General features: G+C 35.6%; 21 protein-coding genes. 13 read left to right on the top strand and 8 right to left on the bottom strand.

Annotation, left to right across the window (positions count from 1 at the left end; translation table 11 throughout):
* Positions 1-19 precede the first annotated feature (19 nt).
* Genes C1631_RS03930 through C1631_RS03915 form a run of 4 tightly spaced genes read right to left on the bottom strand, consistent with a single transcriptional unit; the run spans position 20 to position 2,830 of the window.
* Positions 20-928, bottom strand: a complete 909-nt coding sequence (locus tag C1631_RS03930; protein ID WP_109710587.1) for a TIGR01777 family oxidoreductase — start codon at positions 926-928, stop codon at positions 20-22.
* A gap of 30 nt (positions 929-958) precedes the next feature.
* Positions 959-1,303, bottom strand: coding sequence for a hypothetical protein (locus tag C1631_RS03925; protein WP_103248193.1), 345 nt, complete (start codon positions 1,301-1,303; stop codon positions 959-961).
* Between the two features lie 5 nt (positions 1,304-1,308).
* A complete protein-coding gene (locus tag C1631_RS03920) occupies positions 1,309-1,923 on the bottom strand; it encodes an HPP family protein (RefSeq protein WP_109710585.1) in 615 nt (204 codons plus the stop codon).
* A 10-nt stretch (positions 1,924-1,933) separates the two neighbouring features.
* The gene (locus tag C1631_RS03915) at positions 1,934-2,830 is read right to left on the bottom strand and encodes an arginase family protein (protein WP_109710583.1); all 897 of its coding nucleotides are present in this window, start codon (positions 2,828-2,830) and stop codon (positions 1,934-1,936) included.
* Between the two features lie 171 nt (positions 2,831-3,001).
* On the opposite strand from C1631_RS03915, the gene C1631_RS03910 reads away from it, so the two are divergent.
* From C1631_RS03910 to C1631_RS03855, 12 genes are all read left to right on the top strand, one after another.
* Complete coding sequence (locus C1631_RS03910) at positions 3,002-4,027, top strand: methyltransferase (protein WP_109710581.1); 1,026 nt, start codon at positions 3,002-3,004, stop codon at positions 4,025-4,027.
* A gap of 201 nt (positions 4,028-4,228) precedes the next feature.
* Complete coding sequence (locus tag C1631_RS03905) at positions 4,229-4,561, top strand: single-stranded DNA-binding protein (protein WP_103292193.1); 333 nt, start codon at positions 4,229-4,231, stop codon at positions 4,559-4,561.
* Positions 4,562-4,576: 15 nt separating this feature from the next.
* Positions 4,577-5,032: an HRDC domain-containing protein gene (locus C1631_RS03900; RefSeq protein ID WP_228441000.1), complete on the top strand. Its 456-nt coding sequence runs from the start codon at positions 4,577-4,579 to the stop codon at positions 5,030-5,032.
* Between the two features lie 122 nt (positions 5,033-5,154).
* Positions 5,155-6,759 (top strand): histidine--tRNA ligase, encoded by a 1,605-nt coding sequence (gene hisS / locus C1631_RS03895; RefSeq protein ID WP_109710580.1) that lies wholly within the window; start codon positions 5,155-5,157, stop codon positions 6,757-6,759.
* A 268-nt stretch (positions 6,760-7,027) separates the two neighbouring features.
* Entirely contained in the window at positions 7,028-7,873 is an 846-nt protein-coding gene (locus C1631_RS03890; RefSeq protein WP_109711445.1) for an SHOCT domain-containing protein, read from the top strand.
* Positions 7,874-7,883: 10 nt separating this feature from the next.
* The gene (locus tag C1631_RS03885; RefSeq protein WP_109711443.1) at positions 7,884-8,726 is read left to right on the top strand and encodes a PH domain-containing protein; all 843 of its coding nucleotides are present in this window, start codon (positions 7,884-7,886) and stop codon (positions 8,724-8,726) included.
* 18 nt (positions 8,727-8,744) lie between these two features.
* Positions 8,745-9,386 carry a GNAT family N-acetyltransferase gene (locus C1631_RS03880; RefSeq protein ID WP_109710578.1) on the top strand — a complete coding sequence of 214 codons (642 nt, stop codon included), beginning with the start codon at positions 8,745-8,747 and terminating at the stop codon, positions 9,384-9,386.
* Between the two features lie 65 nt (positions 9,387-9,451).
* Positions 9,452-9,985 carry a PH domain-containing protein gene (locus C1631_RS03875; RefSeq protein ID WP_109711441.1) on the top strand — a complete coding sequence of 178 codons (534 nt, stop codon included), beginning with the start codon at positions 9,452-9,454 and terminating at the stop codon, positions 9,983-9,985.
* On the top strand, positions 9,978-10,043 hold the full coding sequence (locus C1631_RS25145; RefSeq protein ID WP_497707248.1) for a hypothetical protein: 66 nt from the start codon (positions 9,978-9,980) through the stop codon (positions 10,041-10,043). The genes C1631_RS03875 and C1631_RS25145 overlap by 8 nt, the downstream gene beginning before the upstream one ends.
* A gap of 210 nt (positions 10,044-10,253) precedes the next feature.
* Positions 10,254-10,520, top strand: coding sequence for a hypothetical protein (locus C1631_RS03865; RefSeq protein WP_103250041.1), 267 nt, complete (start codon positions 10,254-10,256; stop codon positions 10,518-10,520).
* The gene (locus C1631_RS03860) at positions 10,511-10,699 is read left to right on the top strand and encodes a hypothetical protein (protein ID WP_103250042.1); all 189 of its coding nucleotides are present in this window, start codon (positions 10,511-10,513) and stop codon (positions 10,697-10,699) included. Before C1631_RS03865 ends, C1631_RS03860 begins: the two co-directional genes overlap by 10 nt.
* Before the next feature lie 17 nt (positions 10,700-10,716).
* The gene (locus C1631_RS03855; protein WP_109710576.1) at positions 10,717-11,508 is read left to right on the top strand and encodes a class I SAM-dependent methyltransferase; all 792 of its coding nucleotides are present in this window, start codon (positions 10,717-10,719) and stop codon (positions 11,506-11,508) included.
* Between the two features lie 89 nt (positions 11,509-11,597).
* On the opposite strand, the gene C1631_RS03850 is transcribed toward C1631_RS03855, so the two are convergent.
* From C1631_RS03850 to C1631_RS03840, 3 genes are all read right to left on the bottom strand, one after another.
* Positions 11,598-11,834, bottom strand: coding sequence for a YtxH domain-containing protein (locus C1631_RS03850; RefSeq protein WP_109710574.1), 237 nt, complete (start codon positions 11,832-11,834; stop codon positions 11,598-11,600).
* Positions 11,835-11,933: 99 nt separating this feature from the next.
* Positions 11,934-12,776, bottom strand: coding sequence for an isoaspartyl peptidase/L-asparaginase (locus C1631_RS03845; protein ID WP_109710572.1), 843 nt, complete (start codon positions 12,774-12,776; stop codon positions 11,934-11,936).
* A gap of 243 nt (positions 12,777-13,019) precedes the next feature.
* Positions 13,020-13,910 carry a cyanophycinase gene (locus tag C1631_RS03840; protein WP_103249637.1) on the bottom strand — a complete coding sequence of 297 codons (891 nt, stop codon included), beginning with the start codon at positions 13,908-13,910 and terminating at the stop codon, positions 13,020-13,022.
* Positions 13,911-14,108: 198 nt separating this feature from the next.
* Between C1631_RS03840 and cphA the strand changes: the two genes are divergently transcribed.
* Positions 14,109-16,736 (top strand): cyanophycin synthetase, encoded by a 2,628-nt coding sequence (cphA, locus tag C1631_RS03835; protein ID WP_109710570.1) that lies wholly within the window; start codon positions 14,109-14,111, stop codon positions 16,734-16,736.
* Between the two features lie 124 nt (positions 16,737-16,860).
* Here cphA and C1631_RS03830 read toward each other — a convergent pair whose 3' ends face one another.
* Positions 16,861-18,045 (bottom strand): hypothetical protein, encoded by a 1,185-nt coding sequence (locus C1631_RS03830; protein ID WP_109710568.1) that lies wholly within the window; start codon positions 18,043-18,045, stop codon positions 16,861-16,863.
* Between the last annotated feature and the right edge of the window lie 141 nt (positions 18,046-18,186).

Here is an 18,186-nt window from a genome sequence, read left to right as displayed (position 1 = left end):
TATTTTCTACGTTTTAATATTAGTTTTTGTTCAATAAATCAGATAAAGCATCTTTCAGCTCAGGATACTTAAACCGGAAACCGGCTTGTTGAATTTTTTGTGATGAAGCTCTTGAGCCTTCCAATATTGCTGTTGACAATTCCCCAAATATCAGTTTTAAAATAAAAGAAGGTACATTGGGCATGAATAATGGCTTTTTTAATACCTGAGCAATTTCTTTCGTAAGTTCTGCATTGGTGCTGTGTTGTGGGGAAACTGCATTGTAAGCACCATGAATGCCGCTGTTTTTTAGTGCAAATTCATAGATTGAACAGAGGTCTTCAATATGAATCCATGGCATATACTGTTTTCCACTTCCCAAAGGAGATCCAACGCCATATTGAATGGGTGGAATCATTTTCTTTAATGCACCATCGTTTTTTGAAAGAACGACTGCCGTACGAATCTTGACTACTCTTTCGGCAATGTTATGTTCTTTGAAATGATCAGCAGCATTTTCCCACAAGACCACAACCTCACTTAAAAAATCGTGCCCCGGAGGGTCGCTTTCACTATAGATTTTTTCTGTGGTTTTAGTTCCGTAAAAATTGATTCCGGATGCTGAAATAAAAGATTTTAATGTAATCTCTTTTTGGGTCAAAATACTTCGAAGTAGCGCTGCAGAATCAATTCTACTGGATATTAATTCTTTTTTTCTTTCATCTGTCCAGCGTTTTTCAGAAATATTAGCACCAGCCAGATGGATGATATGAGAAACATTTTCAAAAGCAGCTTCATCTACAGTTTTTTTCCTGAGATCCCATTCAAATTCGTTGTCACGTTTTTTTTTCCGGGTTAGAAACCTGAGTTCATATTCATTTCCGATTTTTTTTGCCAATTCCTTAGCGATCATGCCGTTGGCTCCGGTAATCAGAACAATTTCTTTCATAGTAATAGATTTTTGGTGCTGTAGAAGAGGTTACGCTTGATTTTTAACAATCAAAACAAAATCATCTTCTAAAAGTTTATAGCCATAGTCATAAATAAACTTATATTCTGAGCCGTTTTTATAGACCTTCATATTGGTAAAATAGTCAAAATCAAAGCCTAAACTATCAAGCTTGGATCTGGTGACTTTTGTCTTGCCATCGATATTGACTTCTACAAGGATACGATAATTTTTGCGGAGTTTATTGTTGACGTTCCGCATCAGATTACTGGAATCCTTATTCTGCTTATTGTTGTAGGCATTCCGGCAGGCATCATTGCAGAATTTTTTATCAGACCTCCCGATAATTTTTTCGCCACATTCCAGACAGTTCATGATTTTTATTGTTTGGGTTTATGGGGTTGTACATGCCCATGTGCATGCTTTTTTCTTAGCAATCTTTTGAACCTGCTGTGCGAAGGATAGCTTCTGTTGGGCGTTATATTATTAAAAAATAAAGCCACAAGCAGCAGGATAATACACCCCGACAAGACGGGGGAGATAACGTACCAGTATCCTAATTCCGGAATTTTCCCCGTAGAGCTCACTGCGATCAGTGCTGTAGCACCTCCCGGCGGGTGAAGAGTCTTTGTATACTGCATCAACACTATAGAAAAGGCCACAGCCAGTGGAGCTGAAAGCCAAATAATATCAGGAACAATCTGATATATGGTAACACCAACTAATGCCGAAAGTACATGTCCTCCAATAAGGTTTCTTGGTTGTGCCAATGGACTTTGAATAGCTCCATAAATCAATACACTGGAGGCACCAAAAGAACCAATCAGAAATATGTTTTCGGTCTCTGTTAAGGTATGTGACTGAATAAATGCAATAATACCAATTCCAAAGAAAGCTCCAAGGAATGACCAGAAATGCTCTTTATAATCAACCAGCGTTTCTTTATAGATTACATATTTGGAGACTCTGAACGTTCTTTTTAGGCTCTTCTTCATTTAGTCTTTTTTATAATTTTATAATTTGAATTAAATTGTTTACAAAAGGCTGGGTATAAGTACCTTCAAGATCATAATCAGGATCCAGAATGGTAATTTCAATTCCGAAACAAGATGGGCTTTCGATCAGCGGTTTTAAAATTTCATGAAGATCATGATAATCGATTCCATCTTCTGTTCTGCTATCTACGGCAGCCATAAGCTCGTCCTTCAGGATATCAACATCAAGATGAATAAAGAAACCATCAAGTTGTTTCTCATCAACCATTTTCAGAAAGTCTTCAGCCGTTTTCCTGAAACCATTTTTTCTAAGGTTTTCAAGATCAAAATAATGGATGTCAGAGTTAATCATCTGATCCACATATTCTTTATCGTCTGTTTCCGCATTTCCGCAACAGAAAATATTTTCTTCCTTGAAATAGGGTTTAAGTCCCTCAATGTTTGTCAGTTTATCATGACCGACTCCGGAAACAATAGCCAGATCCATCCCTGCAGCACCTCCACTTTCAGATAATTGCGGGGGGATAAAATCAGTATGACCATCAAGATAGAAAAGTCCAAAATTACCAAGCTTATTCAACGCCAGAGCATTTCCGATTAAAATACTGCAATCGCCTCCAAGAATAACATTGAAAATATTCTTATCATAGTTTTTAAGAATAAGGTTCTTTTGTTTAAGGGCATATTCAACAATGCGGTCTGAGTTCCTGACTCCTGAAACCTCATCAAAATCCATAGCATATTTCGGAGTATCAAGTCTGAAAATATTTTTAGGATGTAATTTTTTTTGAAAATCAAATTTTTTGAGCCAATCCGGAAGTTTTCTGACACCGGGCTCAATTTCATGCTCCTTTTTTGTAAGTCCCAGATTGAGAGGAAACTCAAAAATATTGATATCCCTTTTCATACAAGAATTTTGACAAAGATAGGGAATTATCCATTTGTAAATGGATAGTGCTCTGCAATATGTTATTTTAAAAATAATTATCAATAAGTGTTAATAAAATGGTTATATTCATATATTGTTGATTTAATTAAATTCATAAATTAATTTAGTTGTTAAATTTAAATTAAAACCATGGAAAAATTACAAATTAAGCCAGAGTTGACTTCAAAAATGTTTGAAGTATTAAGTGGAATGTGGATTACCGGCTGTGTAAAGACAGCTTCTGAACTGAATATTGCAGATCATCTTGCTGATGGCCCCAAAGCAATTTCTTTATTGGCAGAAGAAACAGATTCACAGGAAAAACAGTTATATAGAATTATGAGGGCATTGAGCAGTGTGGGTATTTTTGAGGAACTGGAAAATAAAATCTTCGCGTTAAATGATCTTGGAGCCACTTTACTGACGGGAGTTCCGGGTACAGTAAAAGATTTTGTATTGGCAAATATGAGCGAACATTTCCCAGGTTTTGGAGATCTTACTTACAGTGTTAAGACCGGAAAAGTTCCATTTGAGCACATTCATGGAATGAGCCTGTGGGATTATTATAAGAAATACCCTGAACTGGCTGCTAATTTTGGTAGAGGAATGACAGGGCTATCCGGTATGGAGCTTCAGGGAATTATTCAGACCTATGATTTTACTCCTTATAAAAAAATTGTAGATATAGGTGGAGGAAATGGAGTAATGATGCATAGTATATTGAATGTTTCTCCTGAAAGTTCAGGGATTATTTTTGATGAATCTCATGTTATTGAAAAAACAAAACAACTTATTCCTGAGAATTTAAAGAACAGATGCTTTGTATCAACTGGTAGCTTTTTTGATAAAGTACCTGAAGATGCAGATTTATACACCATGAAATGGATTATTCACGATTGGAATGATGAGGAATGTGTAAAGATTTTAAAAGTGTGCCATCATGCTATGCCCAAAGGAGCAAAACTATTAATCATCGATGCGGTAATTCCTGACGATTCACAAAATAAACCACATATTGCAAAATTATTAGATATTGTAATGATGGCCTGTATTACAGGGAGAGAAAGAAGTGCAAATGAATTTAAAGATCTTGTGGAAAGAGCAGGATTACAGTTCAATCGTGTTATTGACATTGGGACGGAAGCGAAAAGTATTGTTGAATGTGAGAAAATCTAATAAAGATCTCATAGATGGAAAAAGATGCTCAGGTTTTGAGCATCTTTTTTTAAGCACATATCCGACCACAAACGACTACAAATGAATTTAAATAGTTTATAACCGACTGAGCTGTGAGAGGATAGCAACCTTTGCAACAGAGATTTGAGAAAACAGTGAACGTCTCCTATCTAAATTATTAATCTTTAAAATCTAAAAGTTATGTCACTAAGAAACAAAGTAACATTAATTGGTTACACAGGTAAAGAAGTTGAAATGGTAAACTTCGAAAACGGAAATGTAAAAGCAAGTGTGTCTCTGGCAACCAGTGATCACTACACCAATGCTAAAGGAGAAAAAGTAGAAGAAACGCAATGGCACAATCTGATTGCATTTGGGAGAGTCGCAGAGATTCTTGAAAAATATGTACCCAAAGGAAAAGAAATTGCTATAGAAGGAAAACTCACCTACAGATCATATGATGATAAAGACGGTGTAAAGCGATACATCACAGAAATTCGTGTGGACGAGATCCTGTTGTTGGGCGGTAAATAATATTAAAAATTCCAAATGATGAAAGTGAAAGTTTTTAAAATAAGACTTCCGGAAGAATTTCTATACAGAGATCAGAAAACACTAGACGATTTTCTGGAAGTACATGACATTATAAAAGTGGAAACCGCTTTTGTAGATGATGAATGTTATTGGTCCGTGATATTGTATTTTGAAGAACACAAACCCATTAAAAATACAGTAAAAGAAACCAAAATTACTAAATATTCGGTTGAAAATGATTTTCTGAGTGCCGATGAAGAACACATTCTGGATGCCTTAAAACTCTGGAGATCAGAGAAAGCCAGAGAACAAAATCTTCCCACCTACTTTATTGCAAGTAATAAGGAACTGATGTCTGTAGCCAAATATAAACCGGCAAAGAAAGAAGAGCTCCTCGAGATCAAAGGATTTGGAAAACATAAGATTGAAAATTATGGCGAAGAGATATTGGAGATCCTTGAAAACGTTTGATTGTAGGATAAAAATGATTATACCACACCAAAAGCTGGGGAAGATTACTTCTTCAGCTTTTTATCCTGTGTAAAGTCCTTGCAATTCCTTATTTTTGCATTTATCAAAATGACATACAAGAAATGAAGCCAAGTTTAGCAAAAGGAACAAGAGATTTTACGGCACAAGAAGTTTCCAGAAGAAAATATATTATCAATATTTTACAGAATAATTTTGAATTATTCGGATTTCAGCCATTGGAAACCCCAAGCTTCGAAAATCTTTCTACGTTGACAGGAAAATACGGAGAAGAAGGCGATCGATTGATCTTTAAGATTTTAAATTCTGGAGATTTTGCAAAACAAGCAAAAATCGATTTGTTTAAAAAACATTCTAAATGGATTATTGCTCTGTATGATTATTTAAAAATAGAAGTTGATAATTTAAATATTGAAAAAATAAAAACTACAATTCATCATTTTTTTAAAATGCATGATTTGAATGAAAATGAGAGAGTTTTTTTGGAATCTGGATTAAAGAATATTATTTTTTTTGATAATGAAAATAAATTTATCGAAAAGGATCAATATATAAATGATGTGGGAATTGAATTTCAAGTTTTGAACAAAAAAGTTATCCTACCTTTAGATTCAAAAGCGTTACTAAGTGTTATTTCTGATAAAGCCCTTCGTTATGACCTTACCGTACCTTTTGCAAGATTCGTGGCGATGAATCATGGGAAATTGACATTTCCTTTTAAACGGTATCAAATCCAACCGGTATGGAGAGCAGACAGACCTCAGAAAGGAAGATTCAGAGAGTTTTATCAGTGCGATGCTGATGTGGTAGGAAGCGAGAGCTTATTTCAGGAAGTGGATTTGGTACAATTGTACTTAAAATCATTTGCAGACTTGAAAGTTCCTGTAACCATTCACATGAACAACAGAAAGATTCTTTCCGGATTAGCAGAGTATGCCGGGATCACCGATAAGTTGATCGATTTTACAGTGGCTTTAGATAAGCTTGATAAAATCGGAAAGGAAGGCGTAGTAAAAGAATTGCTGGAAAGAGGGATCGTTCAGGAATCAATTGACAAACTTGATTTTCTATTTGAACAGACTGACGATGCATTAGAAAACCTTCTTCAGCTTAAAGAAAAGTTTGCAGGCAATGAAATTGGATTAAAAGGGGTAGAAGAACTTGAATTTGTTCTTACTCAATCTTTAAACCTCGGTGTGGATGTGCAGAATCTTGTATTCAACATTACCTTAGCCAGAGGATTAGAATATTATACCGGAGCTATTTTCGAAGTGAAAGCAGACGAGGTGGCGATGGGATCTATTGGCGGTGGCGGTAGGTATGACAACCTCACAGAAGTTTTCGGAGTTAAAAATATTCCGGGAATCGGAATCTCATTTGGCCTCGACAGAATTTACCTCGTCATGGAAGAACTAAATGCTTTTCCTGAAGAAGCATCATCTCAAATAGAATACTTATTTGCCAATTTCGGAGGGGAGGAAACAACAGAAGCTTTAAAACTGATTATGCAGTTGAGAGCTAAAGGAATTTCTGCAGAACTGTACCCTGAAAGTACAAAATTGAATAAACAGTTTACATATGCTGAAAAGAAAGGAATCAAAAATTTGGTATTCCTTGGCGAAGAAGAAATTAAAACTCACACAGTGACTTTCAAAAACCTGGAAGCGGGTGAGCAAAAAACGGTATCTGTAGAAGAGTTTTTAAGATAATTGTAATGAGCTGTGCTTTCTAAAGATTACTATTTTGTGAGTCCTGGGTACTGCTGATATTCAATATAAATATTTCAGAAAAGTGATGGTAAATATCTTTGATTTTGCGATCACTTTTTTGTTTATCTTAACTTCACATAGTAAGAAGTATTACAATATTTTAAATGCTTTAGACTAAAAAATCAGATCAAAATTTGTAATTTCGGCTGACATAAGAAACAAAGTGTATTAGTCTTTGTTAATAAAAACTTTTAAACATAAAAACCAAATGGATACTATTTGTGCATTATGTGGGACACCTCTCACTTCTACAGATATGCTTGTAGGAAAGAATAAACTGGCAGATGGCGGATACTTGTGTGCCGGATGTTTTACCAAAGCTATCACTATCAATAGAGACCTTATCAATACGCTGGATCAGTATTATTTTGCAGAGATAACAGGAATGTTTCTAAAGAGCAAGATCGATTCAGGTTCACAAAACTCAGGAGCGGTCTATGAATATAATGCACCAACAAGACTTGACGAGATCAAGGATCAGATAGTAGCACTTAATGCGAGACTGAGTGTGCTTGCAAATGAAGAAGTCAATATGCTGGATACTATACTTGATAAAAATGAGAATCTTCTGGCCATTGCCGAATGTATATATCTCCACAATAACCGGGAAGGAATTATCTTTGCAACCCCATGGAGAGTTGTGTTTATAGATAAAAAGATTTTGGGTGGAGTCGTTCGAAACGAATTTCCTATTCGTGAAATTATTTCTATTGAGCATACTGAAAACTTACTGTATTCTATTTTGCAGGTTAATATCAAAGGAGCTTCTGCAGAATTTAAGTTACATAATAAAAATGATGGAAGAACATTTTCTAATGTTGTCAACGGAAATACTCAATATCCTCAAACCTACCAAAAACCACACACTGAGAATTTACAGGCATTTCAGCAAAATATTTCAGGTTTAGTGCAGGAAGAGGTATATCATACCAGTAAAGAAGCTCCGGGAACTATTTTTGAGCAGTTGGAAAAATTAGGAAAGTTGAAAGAAACAGGAATTTTAACGGAAGAAGAGTTTACAGAGCAGAAGAAAAAACTGCTTGATAAATTGTAAAATTTAAAGAATGAATAATAATTGTTCGTTGTGTGGCAAAGCGTTAACGTCTATGGATACGCTTTTGGGAGAGAATAAACTGGCAGATAATACCGTTTTGTGCAATAAATGTCTGGATAAAGCAAGTACTGCAAATCAGGAGCTCTTGTATAATCTTCATAATTTCAGTGTAGATGATATTAAAAACTTTTTAGACACAGGCAAAACAGAGCCTGTTCAGGCAGTTTTAAAACCGGAGCAAAATCTTCCCATTACAAGAGAACCAGAGTTGTCTGCTATTTCAAAGGAAGAATATAAGCGTAGAAAAAGAAAGATTAAGTATGAACTTGAAACATTAAATGCTAACCTTTCCACATTTACCAAAGGAGAAATTAAAGAACTTCCTTACCTGATTTCTGAAGACGAAAAAATAATTGCTATTACCGATGCTCAGTTCAATAATACACTGGACGCAGGAGTATTGGTAGCAACTCCTTTAAGAATTATTTCCGTTTCAAAATCCATGTTTGGAGCAGCAAAGATCCACGATTTCCCCAATAAAACAATCAAAGAGGTAAGCTTTGTAACTCATCCAAGATCACCCATTATTAAACTACATTTGGAGGAAAGGACTGTTGAATTTGAATGCTATATGGATAAAGAAGATGCGGAGAAATTTTATGGCCAGATTAAAGATCTTTATAATAATCATCAGGTACAAAACCTTAAACAATTAGCCAATCCTGAATCAGAAATTTCGTCCGGTATTATTTTTGAACAACTGGAAAAATTGGGTAAACTGAGGGAAAACGGTATTCTTACTGATGCAGAATTTACAGAACAAAAGAGAAAATTGCTGGAACAATTAAAATAAAACTTTTAACACCTAATCATGAAAGATAAAGCAGAAATAGTTGAAAACTGGCTTAAAGGGTGGTGCCTATCACGAGAAGTACCTTTTCCTGTTCAGTATAAGTCCGGATTTAAGGTCTTCGTCGGGGATGAAAAACAAAAAGAACGTTATGTTTTTCCTGAACTTAATGAGGACTTTTTTCAACTTGCTCAAGAAATTGATGAACCATGGGTTTATCTGAAGGTAAGTACATCCCCTGATCAGTTTATAGAGAATATTCCTGAAAAATGGGAACTGCAGCCACAAGGATATTTAATGACTTGCTTTCATCCGATGAAGTTCCCGGAGACCAGTCTGGCAGAAGGATATCATTTAGAATTTTCTGAATACAATATAACATTTGTTGTAAAGATTGTAGCTGAAAATGGCGAACAGGCTTCCATAGGTCGTGTTTCATTGATAGATGATGTTGCTGTTTATGATAGAATAATTACCGAAATACCTCATCAAAGGAAAGGGCTGGCCTCTTTTTTATTGAAAGAACTGGAGAAAATAGCTTTATCAAAGGGATTTTCTAATAATCTTTTGGTGGCTACAGAAGAAGGGAAATTCTTGTATGAAACATTAGGTTGGAAAGTGTATTGCTTACATACTTCAATCGTGATCCCTTCAGAAAATTAATATTTTTACTGAAATTAATTACTTTATGGTCAAGAAATAGTAATTTCGGCTCATAAACTACTAGCATGAGTGAAAAATCAAGACTTGACGAAATAAGAGAAGAACTCGACCGGCTGGGAATCAACCCTACCATTTTTGCCAGAAAAGAAATTCATGAACTGCCGGATATCCTTTCAGAAGATGAACGAATTGTTTATCTTGTTGAAGGCAGAAATAAAGTAACAAAACATCATATTATCCTGGTAGCCACAGACAGAAGGATCATTTTTGTGGATAAAGAATTCCTGTACGGATTAAAAATGGAAGATTTCTCGTACAATAAGGTAAGTTCTATACAATATGAAACAGCGTTAATGCTTGCCTCTATAGATATTCATATCGCAGATAATATTCTTGAGATCGATGGAGTGGGGAAATATGATGCTGAATTATTTTGCGAAAAAGTAAGAGATTTCATGTCTCATCCTGAAGGATATTTTGAGAAGAAATCTGAACCGACTATTTTAGATCAGTTGGAACAGCTGGGTAGATTAAAGGACAATGGAGTTTTAAGTGAAGAAGAATTTTTGAGTCAGAAAAGAAAACTACTGGATCAGTAATAATGGGAATATTCAAAATTTTAAACGCAAAGTGGTATTATGCAATCATAGCTTGTAGTGTTGTCACAATCCTTTGCTTTTTTGGATTTTCTATTCAAAGTAAATACATTTTTTATATATCTTGTTTTCTTCCTTTTCTTTTTCTTTCAGTTGCTCTTGTTTTGGGATGTATTAGAATGATAAGAAAGGATTATTCAAATGGAATATTGCAGTTTTTTTTGCTGGAGTATTAGCAATCATTGTATATGGCTATTTCTCTTTTTTTCTCATGTTTTATCCCTATGATTTCTTTGCTGAAGGATTAGAAATCCCTAAAAATATTAAATTTGAAAAACCTCTGAAGCTTATTGATGATAGAGGACGAGCAAGCTCAGATAAACAGGATTTTGTGCTCTATGATTATCTTCAACCTGGCATGTATAAATATGATTTGTTTCTAAATAAGATTGAAAAAGGCAAAGTTTATTTAAAAATATTTGAAGTAATAAAATATTATCTCAAAAAAGTATTAGAACAAAAAGTGAAATGCCTATAGAAAATACGACTGATGAGTTAAAAAGATTTGAGCTGAAAGATGATTTTACAATTTATGAAGGGGACTGGGGACAATTTTATGGAGGAAAAGTAGAGGTATGGTTTAAACCTGATAATTTAAATAAGCCTGATAGAAAATTAATAACAAAAAACTATATCATTCAAGGATGGATGAGGTAGACAAATAACCAAAAAATATGGAAAATTACTTAGATATTAATAAAAAGTCCTGGAATGCAAAAGTAGACCCACATTTGAAGTCTGATTTTTACTTTTTAGATGAATTTTTAAATGGTAGAAGTTCACTTAATTCAATAGAACTGGAGCTTCTTGGAGATATCAAGGGAAAGAGTATTTTGCACCTGCAGTGTCATTTTGGACAGGATTCCATTTCACTTTCAAGAATGGGTGCACAAGTGACAGGAATTGACTTATCAGATAAAGCGATTGAAGCAGGAAGAGATCTGGCCCTGAAATGCGGTACAGATACTCAGTTTATCTGTACGGATGTCTATAATCTTCCCAATGTTTTAGATCAAAAGTTTGATATCGTTTATACCAGTTATGGAACCATTGGCTGGCTCCCGGACCTTGGGAGATGGGCAGAGGTTATCAGCCATTTTTTGCAACCCAACGGTAAGTTTATCATGGCGGAATTTCATCCTGTGGTTTGGATGTTTGATGACGACTTTACCAGAGTTGCCTACAATTATTTTAATGAAAAGCCTATTGTAGAAACGTATGAAGGTACTTACGCAGATCAGTCTGCCTCAATTGTGCAGGAGTATGTAATGTGGAATCACTCTCTTGCTGAAGTTTTGGATAATCTTATTAAAAAAGATATGACACTGGATACTTTTCAGGAATTTGACTGGTCACCATATCCTTGTTTTAGACATGTTGAGGAATTTGAAAAAGGAAAATGGAGAATTCCTCAGTTTGGAAATAAAATCCCATTGGTATATGCTTTTGTAGCACAGAAAAAATAATGTATACAAACTTAAAATAAAAAAAAGTCATCACGATAATTGTGATGACTTTTTCCATATATGAATGTTAAAAAAACTACTGTCTGTTTTTAGTTTAAAGAATCCTCAGCTTTAGTTTTAGCTTCGTCTACTTTATTTTGAACCTGAGAAGCAACATCATTGGCTTTGCTCTTAAGGTCGTTTCCCCATTTGTTCAGATTATCTTTTGCTGTATTGATTTTATCTTTTACAGCTTGTTGGTCTTCAGGAGATGAATTTTTATATTTCCAATAAGCTACAGCACCTAAACCTAGTAAAGCTAATAAACCTTTTGTTTTGTTTCCCATGATTTCTATTTTTTTAAATATTAATATTAAAACTTGTTATTAATACTTATGTAAAATGCGTGCCAAAAAATTAAGTAGAATTATAAATAAATGTTAAAATTAAGAGAATACATCAAATGTATTTCCATCAAAACTGGCAAAAACCATAGTAGGATAGGAGTCCTGATGATATACGTTGCCTTCTTTATCGATGGCGATAGCTCCGGCAAATCCGTCGATTGCTTTGAGCTCGTCGAAAGTTTTTCTGAATGCTGCTTCAAGATTCATTCCGTCGGTTACACGGGTTACAATTTTGGTTGCAGTGGCATTACTGACGATATCTTCACCTACACCTGTGCAGCTTACTGCGCAAAATGCATTGGCGTAATTTCCGGCTACAGTGGCAGAATCTGATATTCTTCCGGGAATTTCAAAGCCTTTTCCCCCGGTAGAAGTTGCAACGGCTAATTTTCCTTCTTTGTCTATCGCTACACAACCTACTGTTCCTTTTCCTCCATTATTTAGTTTCTCTTCATATTCTCTTCTTCTTTGTGGGATTTCTGTAGAAAAATTTTCAAAGCCGTGTTCTGTTGCATAATTTTTAGCCCCATTTCCTCCAAGAACTCTGTCATCTTCATTGATCAGAGCTTTGGCTACAAAAATTGGGTTCTTTACCTCCTGTATGTTGATCACTCCGCTTAATTTTTGTGTTTCCCCATTCATAATGGCAGCACTCATCCGAATGACACCATCACTTTGAATCTGCGAGCCAATACCTGCATTATATAGTGGATCATCCTCCAAAAGAGAAACAGCATAAGCGACCGTATCAAATGCAGAATGGGTTTGAAGATATTCAAAAGCTTTTTTGGCAATTTCCTTTAAAGAGTTTTGTTTTGCAGTCTTTACTTCATGGCTTTGATCGCTTTCAGAGAAAAAACCGCCGTGGATGATGATTTTCATAATAGATATGGTTTCGTGTTCCGGAGTTCTGTGTTTATTAAAGTCAATAATACGATTACCGGTTATTAATAGGAAGAAAAGATAAGAATTTTATTGATATCCTGAAGTCTGAATAATAAGAGTTTCGTAGTTCGTAATTTCATTTTCAATGATATTTTGAGAAGCGATCTCAGTTATCCGTAAAACGTCGCATCCCGAACCCCGAATCTCAATATCTCGTATCCCAAAACCCCATAACCCGCATTATTTATCCTGTGGAATTGGATTAAATTGTGAATTTTCGATTGTAAGGTCTTTTGTTGTCAGATCATAATGATCATTCATCGACATCACATGTACGGTGAGATTGTCAATAGAAATAGGCTCCCCAAGGTTGATATTTGTAAGATTGGTATCCTTAATAAATCTTCCGTCCACCAGAATGACAAGGCCTGAGCCAACCGCAGTCATCACCTCATTATGAATGAAAAGTCCGGTATCTTCCCCAAGCCCTATTCCCAGGGTTCTCGGATTATTAACTACAGCCTGAAAAAGACGACCGATTCTGCCTCGTTGTACAAAATGCGTATCAATAATCACATTATCTATTAAACCTAATCCCTGTGTGGTTTTGATTTCTCCTTTTAATAGAGCCTCAGAACTACTTCCCTGATAAATCATATTTTCAGAAGCTGCGGCAGCTCCTGCAGAAGTTCCTGAATAAATAAAATCCTGTTCCTGGTATTTTAATAAAATTGTATCGTGGAATCTGGTTCCTCCAAGTATAGAGGTAAGTCGTAACTGATCCCCACCGGTAAACATCATGACATCTGCTGCGTTTGCTCTGGCTACTATTGCATCAGAGTTAGCTTCTTCACGGTTGTGGATGTCCAGAACGTTCACATTCTTAGCTCCTAAAAATTCAAATGCCTTCTTGTACTCGGAGCCTACGATTTGTGGAATCTGAGAAGCAGTAGTTACGATCTCTATGACGGAATCTTCCTTGTGCTTTGATTCATTGATAATCTTTCGCAAGATCCCTCGTTCAAAAAAGTTAAGATTCTTTTCAATATTCTGATCATAGTCGTTTTCAGCAAAACTTCCTTTGTTTACAGCGCCTCCGATAACAATTAATTTTCCAACAGGTTTCGTCATGGTACAAAATTAAAAAATAATTAACATTATTTGGCGAAATTCGTGCCATCTTTACTTGATTTTTAGTGATTTAGAAATGTTAATTAAAATTAATTTTTTTTTAATAAATCTTTAAATGTGGTATAGTTTCGTTTAGGGTTTTACATTATCTTTGGCTATAAAAGGAGTTATTGTTAACTGTTAAAATGCCAATAGACTATGAAAATTGAAAAGATTCAGGCACTACGTGGTCCTAACATCTGGAGCATCAGAAGAAAGAAGCTGATACAGATGAGGTTGGACCTTGAGGAAATGGAAAATTATCCTACCAATAAGATTGAAGGATTCCGGGAAAGAATTGAAAAATTGATCCCCTCATTAATTACCCACAGATGCTCAGAAGGAGTAGAAGGTGGTTTTTTCCATAGAGTGGAAACAGGAACCTGGATGGGGCATGTCATTGAGCATATTGCATTGGAAATTCAGACCCTTGCCGGTATGGATGTAGGTTTCGGAAGAACCAGAGAGACCAAAACACCGGGAGTGTATAACGTAGTATTCAACTATATTGAAGAAAATGCAGGAGTTTATGCAGCAGAAGAAGCTGTGAAAATTTCAGAAGCATTAATTGAAGGAAAAGAGTATGATATTAATGCATGTATTCATAAACTGAAAGAGATCAGAGAGCGTGTTCGCCTCGGTCCTTCAACCGGAAGTATTGTCGAAGAAGCGGCTTCCAGAAAAATCCCATGGATAAGACTAGGTACAAATTCTCTGGTACAGTTGGGATATGGTATCAATCAGCAACGTTTTCAGGCCACTATAACCGGGAAAACGAGTTCTATTGCAGTGGATATCGCTTGTAATAAAGAGTTAACAAAAAAAATGCTTCATGATGCGGCTATTCCGGTTCCCATTGGTGATCTCATTGTGGATGAAGAAGGATTGGAAGCTGTAATCAGAAAAATTGGGTATCCCATTGTATTGAAACCATTGGACGGAAACCACGGAAAAGGTTCGTCTATTAATGTCAATGATTGGGATGCGGCTAAAACAGGTATGGAACATGCCCAAAAATATTCGCGGAAGGTAATTGTTGAAAAATATATAACAGGGTATGATTTCAGAGTTCTGGTCATTGATAATAAAATGGTTGCCGCTGCAAGAAGAGTTCCTGCCCATATTGTTGGGGATGGGGAACTGAACATCCAACAACTTATCGACAAGGAAAATAAAGATCCGAGACGGGGATATGGTCATGAAAATGTCCTCACGGAAATTGAAGTGGATAAAGATACCACAGAGCTTCTTGAAAAACTTCACTATACTTTGGAAACTATTCCTCAAAAAGGAGAGGTCGTCTATCTGAAATCAACGGCTAATCTTTCTACCGGAGGAACTTCGATTGATGTTACCGATATGATTCATCCGGAAAATATCACCATGGCAGAAAGAATTTCCAAGATCATTGGTCTGGATGTTTGTGGTATTGATATTATGGCCGAAAACCTAACCCAACCCTTAAAAGAAAGCGGGGGCGCAATTATCGAAGTCAATGCAGCGCCTGGTTTCAGGATGCATCTCGCACCGAGCGAAGGACTACCAAGGAATGTTGCTGCTCCCATAGTAGATATGCTTTATCCACAGGGAAAACCTTTTACTATTCCAATTATTGCTGTTACCGGAACTAATGGAAAAACAACGACAACAAGGTTGATCTCGCATATTGTCAAAAGCAATGGATATAGAGTAGGCTTTACCACTTCAGACGGAATTTATATTCAGAATACAATGCTGTCTAAAGGAGATACTACAGGGCCCCTTTCCGCGGAATTTATTCTGAAAGATCCTACGGTAGAATTTGCAGTCCTTGAAACAGCAAGAGGAGGGATTCTACGTTCCGGACTGGGCTTTTCACAATGTGATATCGGTGTTTTAACCAATATTGAAGAAGATCATCTGGGAATGAATGATATTCACAGCTTAAAAGATCTTACCAAAGTAAAAAGGGTCGTTCTGGACAGTGTAAAGAAAAGTGGTTGGAGTGTACTGAACGCGGATAATGAATATTCCATGAAAATTGTGAATGATCTTGATTGCAATGTTGCCATTTTCAGTATGGATGAAAATAATCCTCATATTGTAAAATATGCAAAGGAAGGAAAAATCACCTGTGTGTATGAAGAAGGTTTCGTTACCATCAAGAAAGGAGATTGGAAAATCAGGATTGGAAAAGCTAAAGATTTCCCGATTACCATGGAAGGCAAGGCCAGATTTATGATTGAAAATGTATTGGCGGCCAGTCTGGCAAGTTATCTTTATGGATTTGGTATTGAAGATATTTCCAATTCTTTGAGAACTTTTATTCCGAGTGCCCAGCTTACCCCGGGAAGGCTGAATGTGTTTAAATTTAAAAACTTTAAGGTTCTGATTGACTTTGCCCATAATCCTTCGGGCTATGAAGCCATTGAAGACTATCTGAAAAATGTAGAGTCTTCCAAAAAAATAGGGATTATTTCCGGTGTGGGTGACAGACGGGATAATGATATCAAGGAATGTGGCAAAATTGCTGGAAGAATGTTTGATCATATCATAATCAGAAATGAAAAACACCTTCGAGGCAGGACCGAAGAGGAAATCAACGGATTGATTATCGAAGGAATGCAGGCCTCAGGAAAAGATGTCAGTTATGAGATCATTCCTAAGGAAATCGAAGCATTAAAACATGCTATGGGAATGGCCGAGGAAGGGACTTTCATTACAGCCTTGAGTGATGTGATTTCCAACGCGATTGATCTTGTTCAGGAATATCAGGCAAGAGAGCTGCTGGAAGATGATAAGAATTAATCAATATTTTTAATAAAAAGACCTTCGGAATTTCGAAGGTCTTTTGTTTTTATAAGTTTTCCCAGAGGTTTTGAATCTTATTCATTTTTGCCAATAAGGAATTCATACCTGATAGTAAATTAAGCTATTTTTCTGCAAAAAAAGCATTCGAACTCCCAATCCAGATGGCATCCTTTTTATTAAAGTCTACATTTACCATCGCGGCTTTGGTCATTCTTCCAAGGTTTTCCAGTAGAATAGGACGATCATCATTTTCTCTCCAGATATATAGCAAACGGATTTCTGCTTTTGAAAACTCTCCGTTGATGTCTTCAAAAATAGGTTCATACGATACCTTTCTCTGTAAAATATAGTTTTCTTTATCGTGAATAGAATCTGTAATTTCCTTGGTAGGGTTAAGGTTGACCCCACTTCCTGCAAATGAAAATAGGGGTTTTAATACAAAATTTTCAAGGTTTTCTTGTTCCGGAAATTCATTCAGAAAATAGCTTTTCGGAACGAATTGATGAGTTAATAAGGGGAGAAGAAATTTCGAAATTTTAAAAAACCAATTGGGATGAGTGATCCATTTTACATCAACTTCTTCACGGAAATCAAATTCGGTTTTCAAATCAGGAATATTATCTAAGTCATCAAAGATGATGCGGTTGTAGATCCTTTTAATTTCAATCAATTGGTTATCGTTGCTGTAAAACAGTTTCTTTCCTTCTTTTTTTACTTTTGTAAGGCAAACGGTCTTTATTCCAAGCAACTGCTCAGTCAAAGCAAAATCAATAGCTGTTTTTTGTTTTTCAGGAAAGATCTCAAGAAGAATTACATTTTCCGGATTTTCATCCCCAACGATTAATTCTTTCAGGTAGTTTCTAAAAGTCTCCTGAGGCATGGGGTTACGGATCTCCGAAAGGAAAGGATAGACTTCGCAAAATGTATTTTCAAATGTTTTCTGGAATGCATATAATGAAGGAAACGCCTGAAGTTCGATTAACTGAGGTTCAATTTCTCCATTCTCACTTTTACAGACGCCAAAATCTATGGTGAAGAAATGAGGCTGATCAGTATCATTGGGAACTTTGCAATTATGAGGAACAGCTTTTTGAAGTACTTCTGATGGAAGTGCTTTAATCTGACTGATAATACTTTCACTTGCTTCAATAAGTTTGGTCTCAAACTCCTTAGTAAGAAAAATTGGACTTTCTGAAATTCTGAAGCCAGGCTCTACACCGCTTTTTTGTTGTAAAATATTTTTAAGTTGCTGGTATTTTTCTTGTGAAAACTCCTGATTGAACTGTTTTCTGTATTTTGGGATCATATTTTTTTCTTTGTGATGGTAAAAAATCGAGCATTTGCCCGATTTGTAATTTTTAGATTAAACTACAAAAGTCACAAAAGATTTTTTACCTTTTAAATCTATGTAAGATTCACATAAGTGGAAAATCAATGATTTTCAAAC

It is taken from the genome of Chryseobacterium phosphatilyticum (assembly GCF_002899825.2).
Lineage (GTDB): Bacteria > Bacteroidota > Bacteroidia > Flavobacteriales > Weeksellaceae > Chryseobacterium > Chryseobacterium phosphatilyticum.
This window is presented reverse-complemented; position numbering and strand designations above follow the sequence as displayed.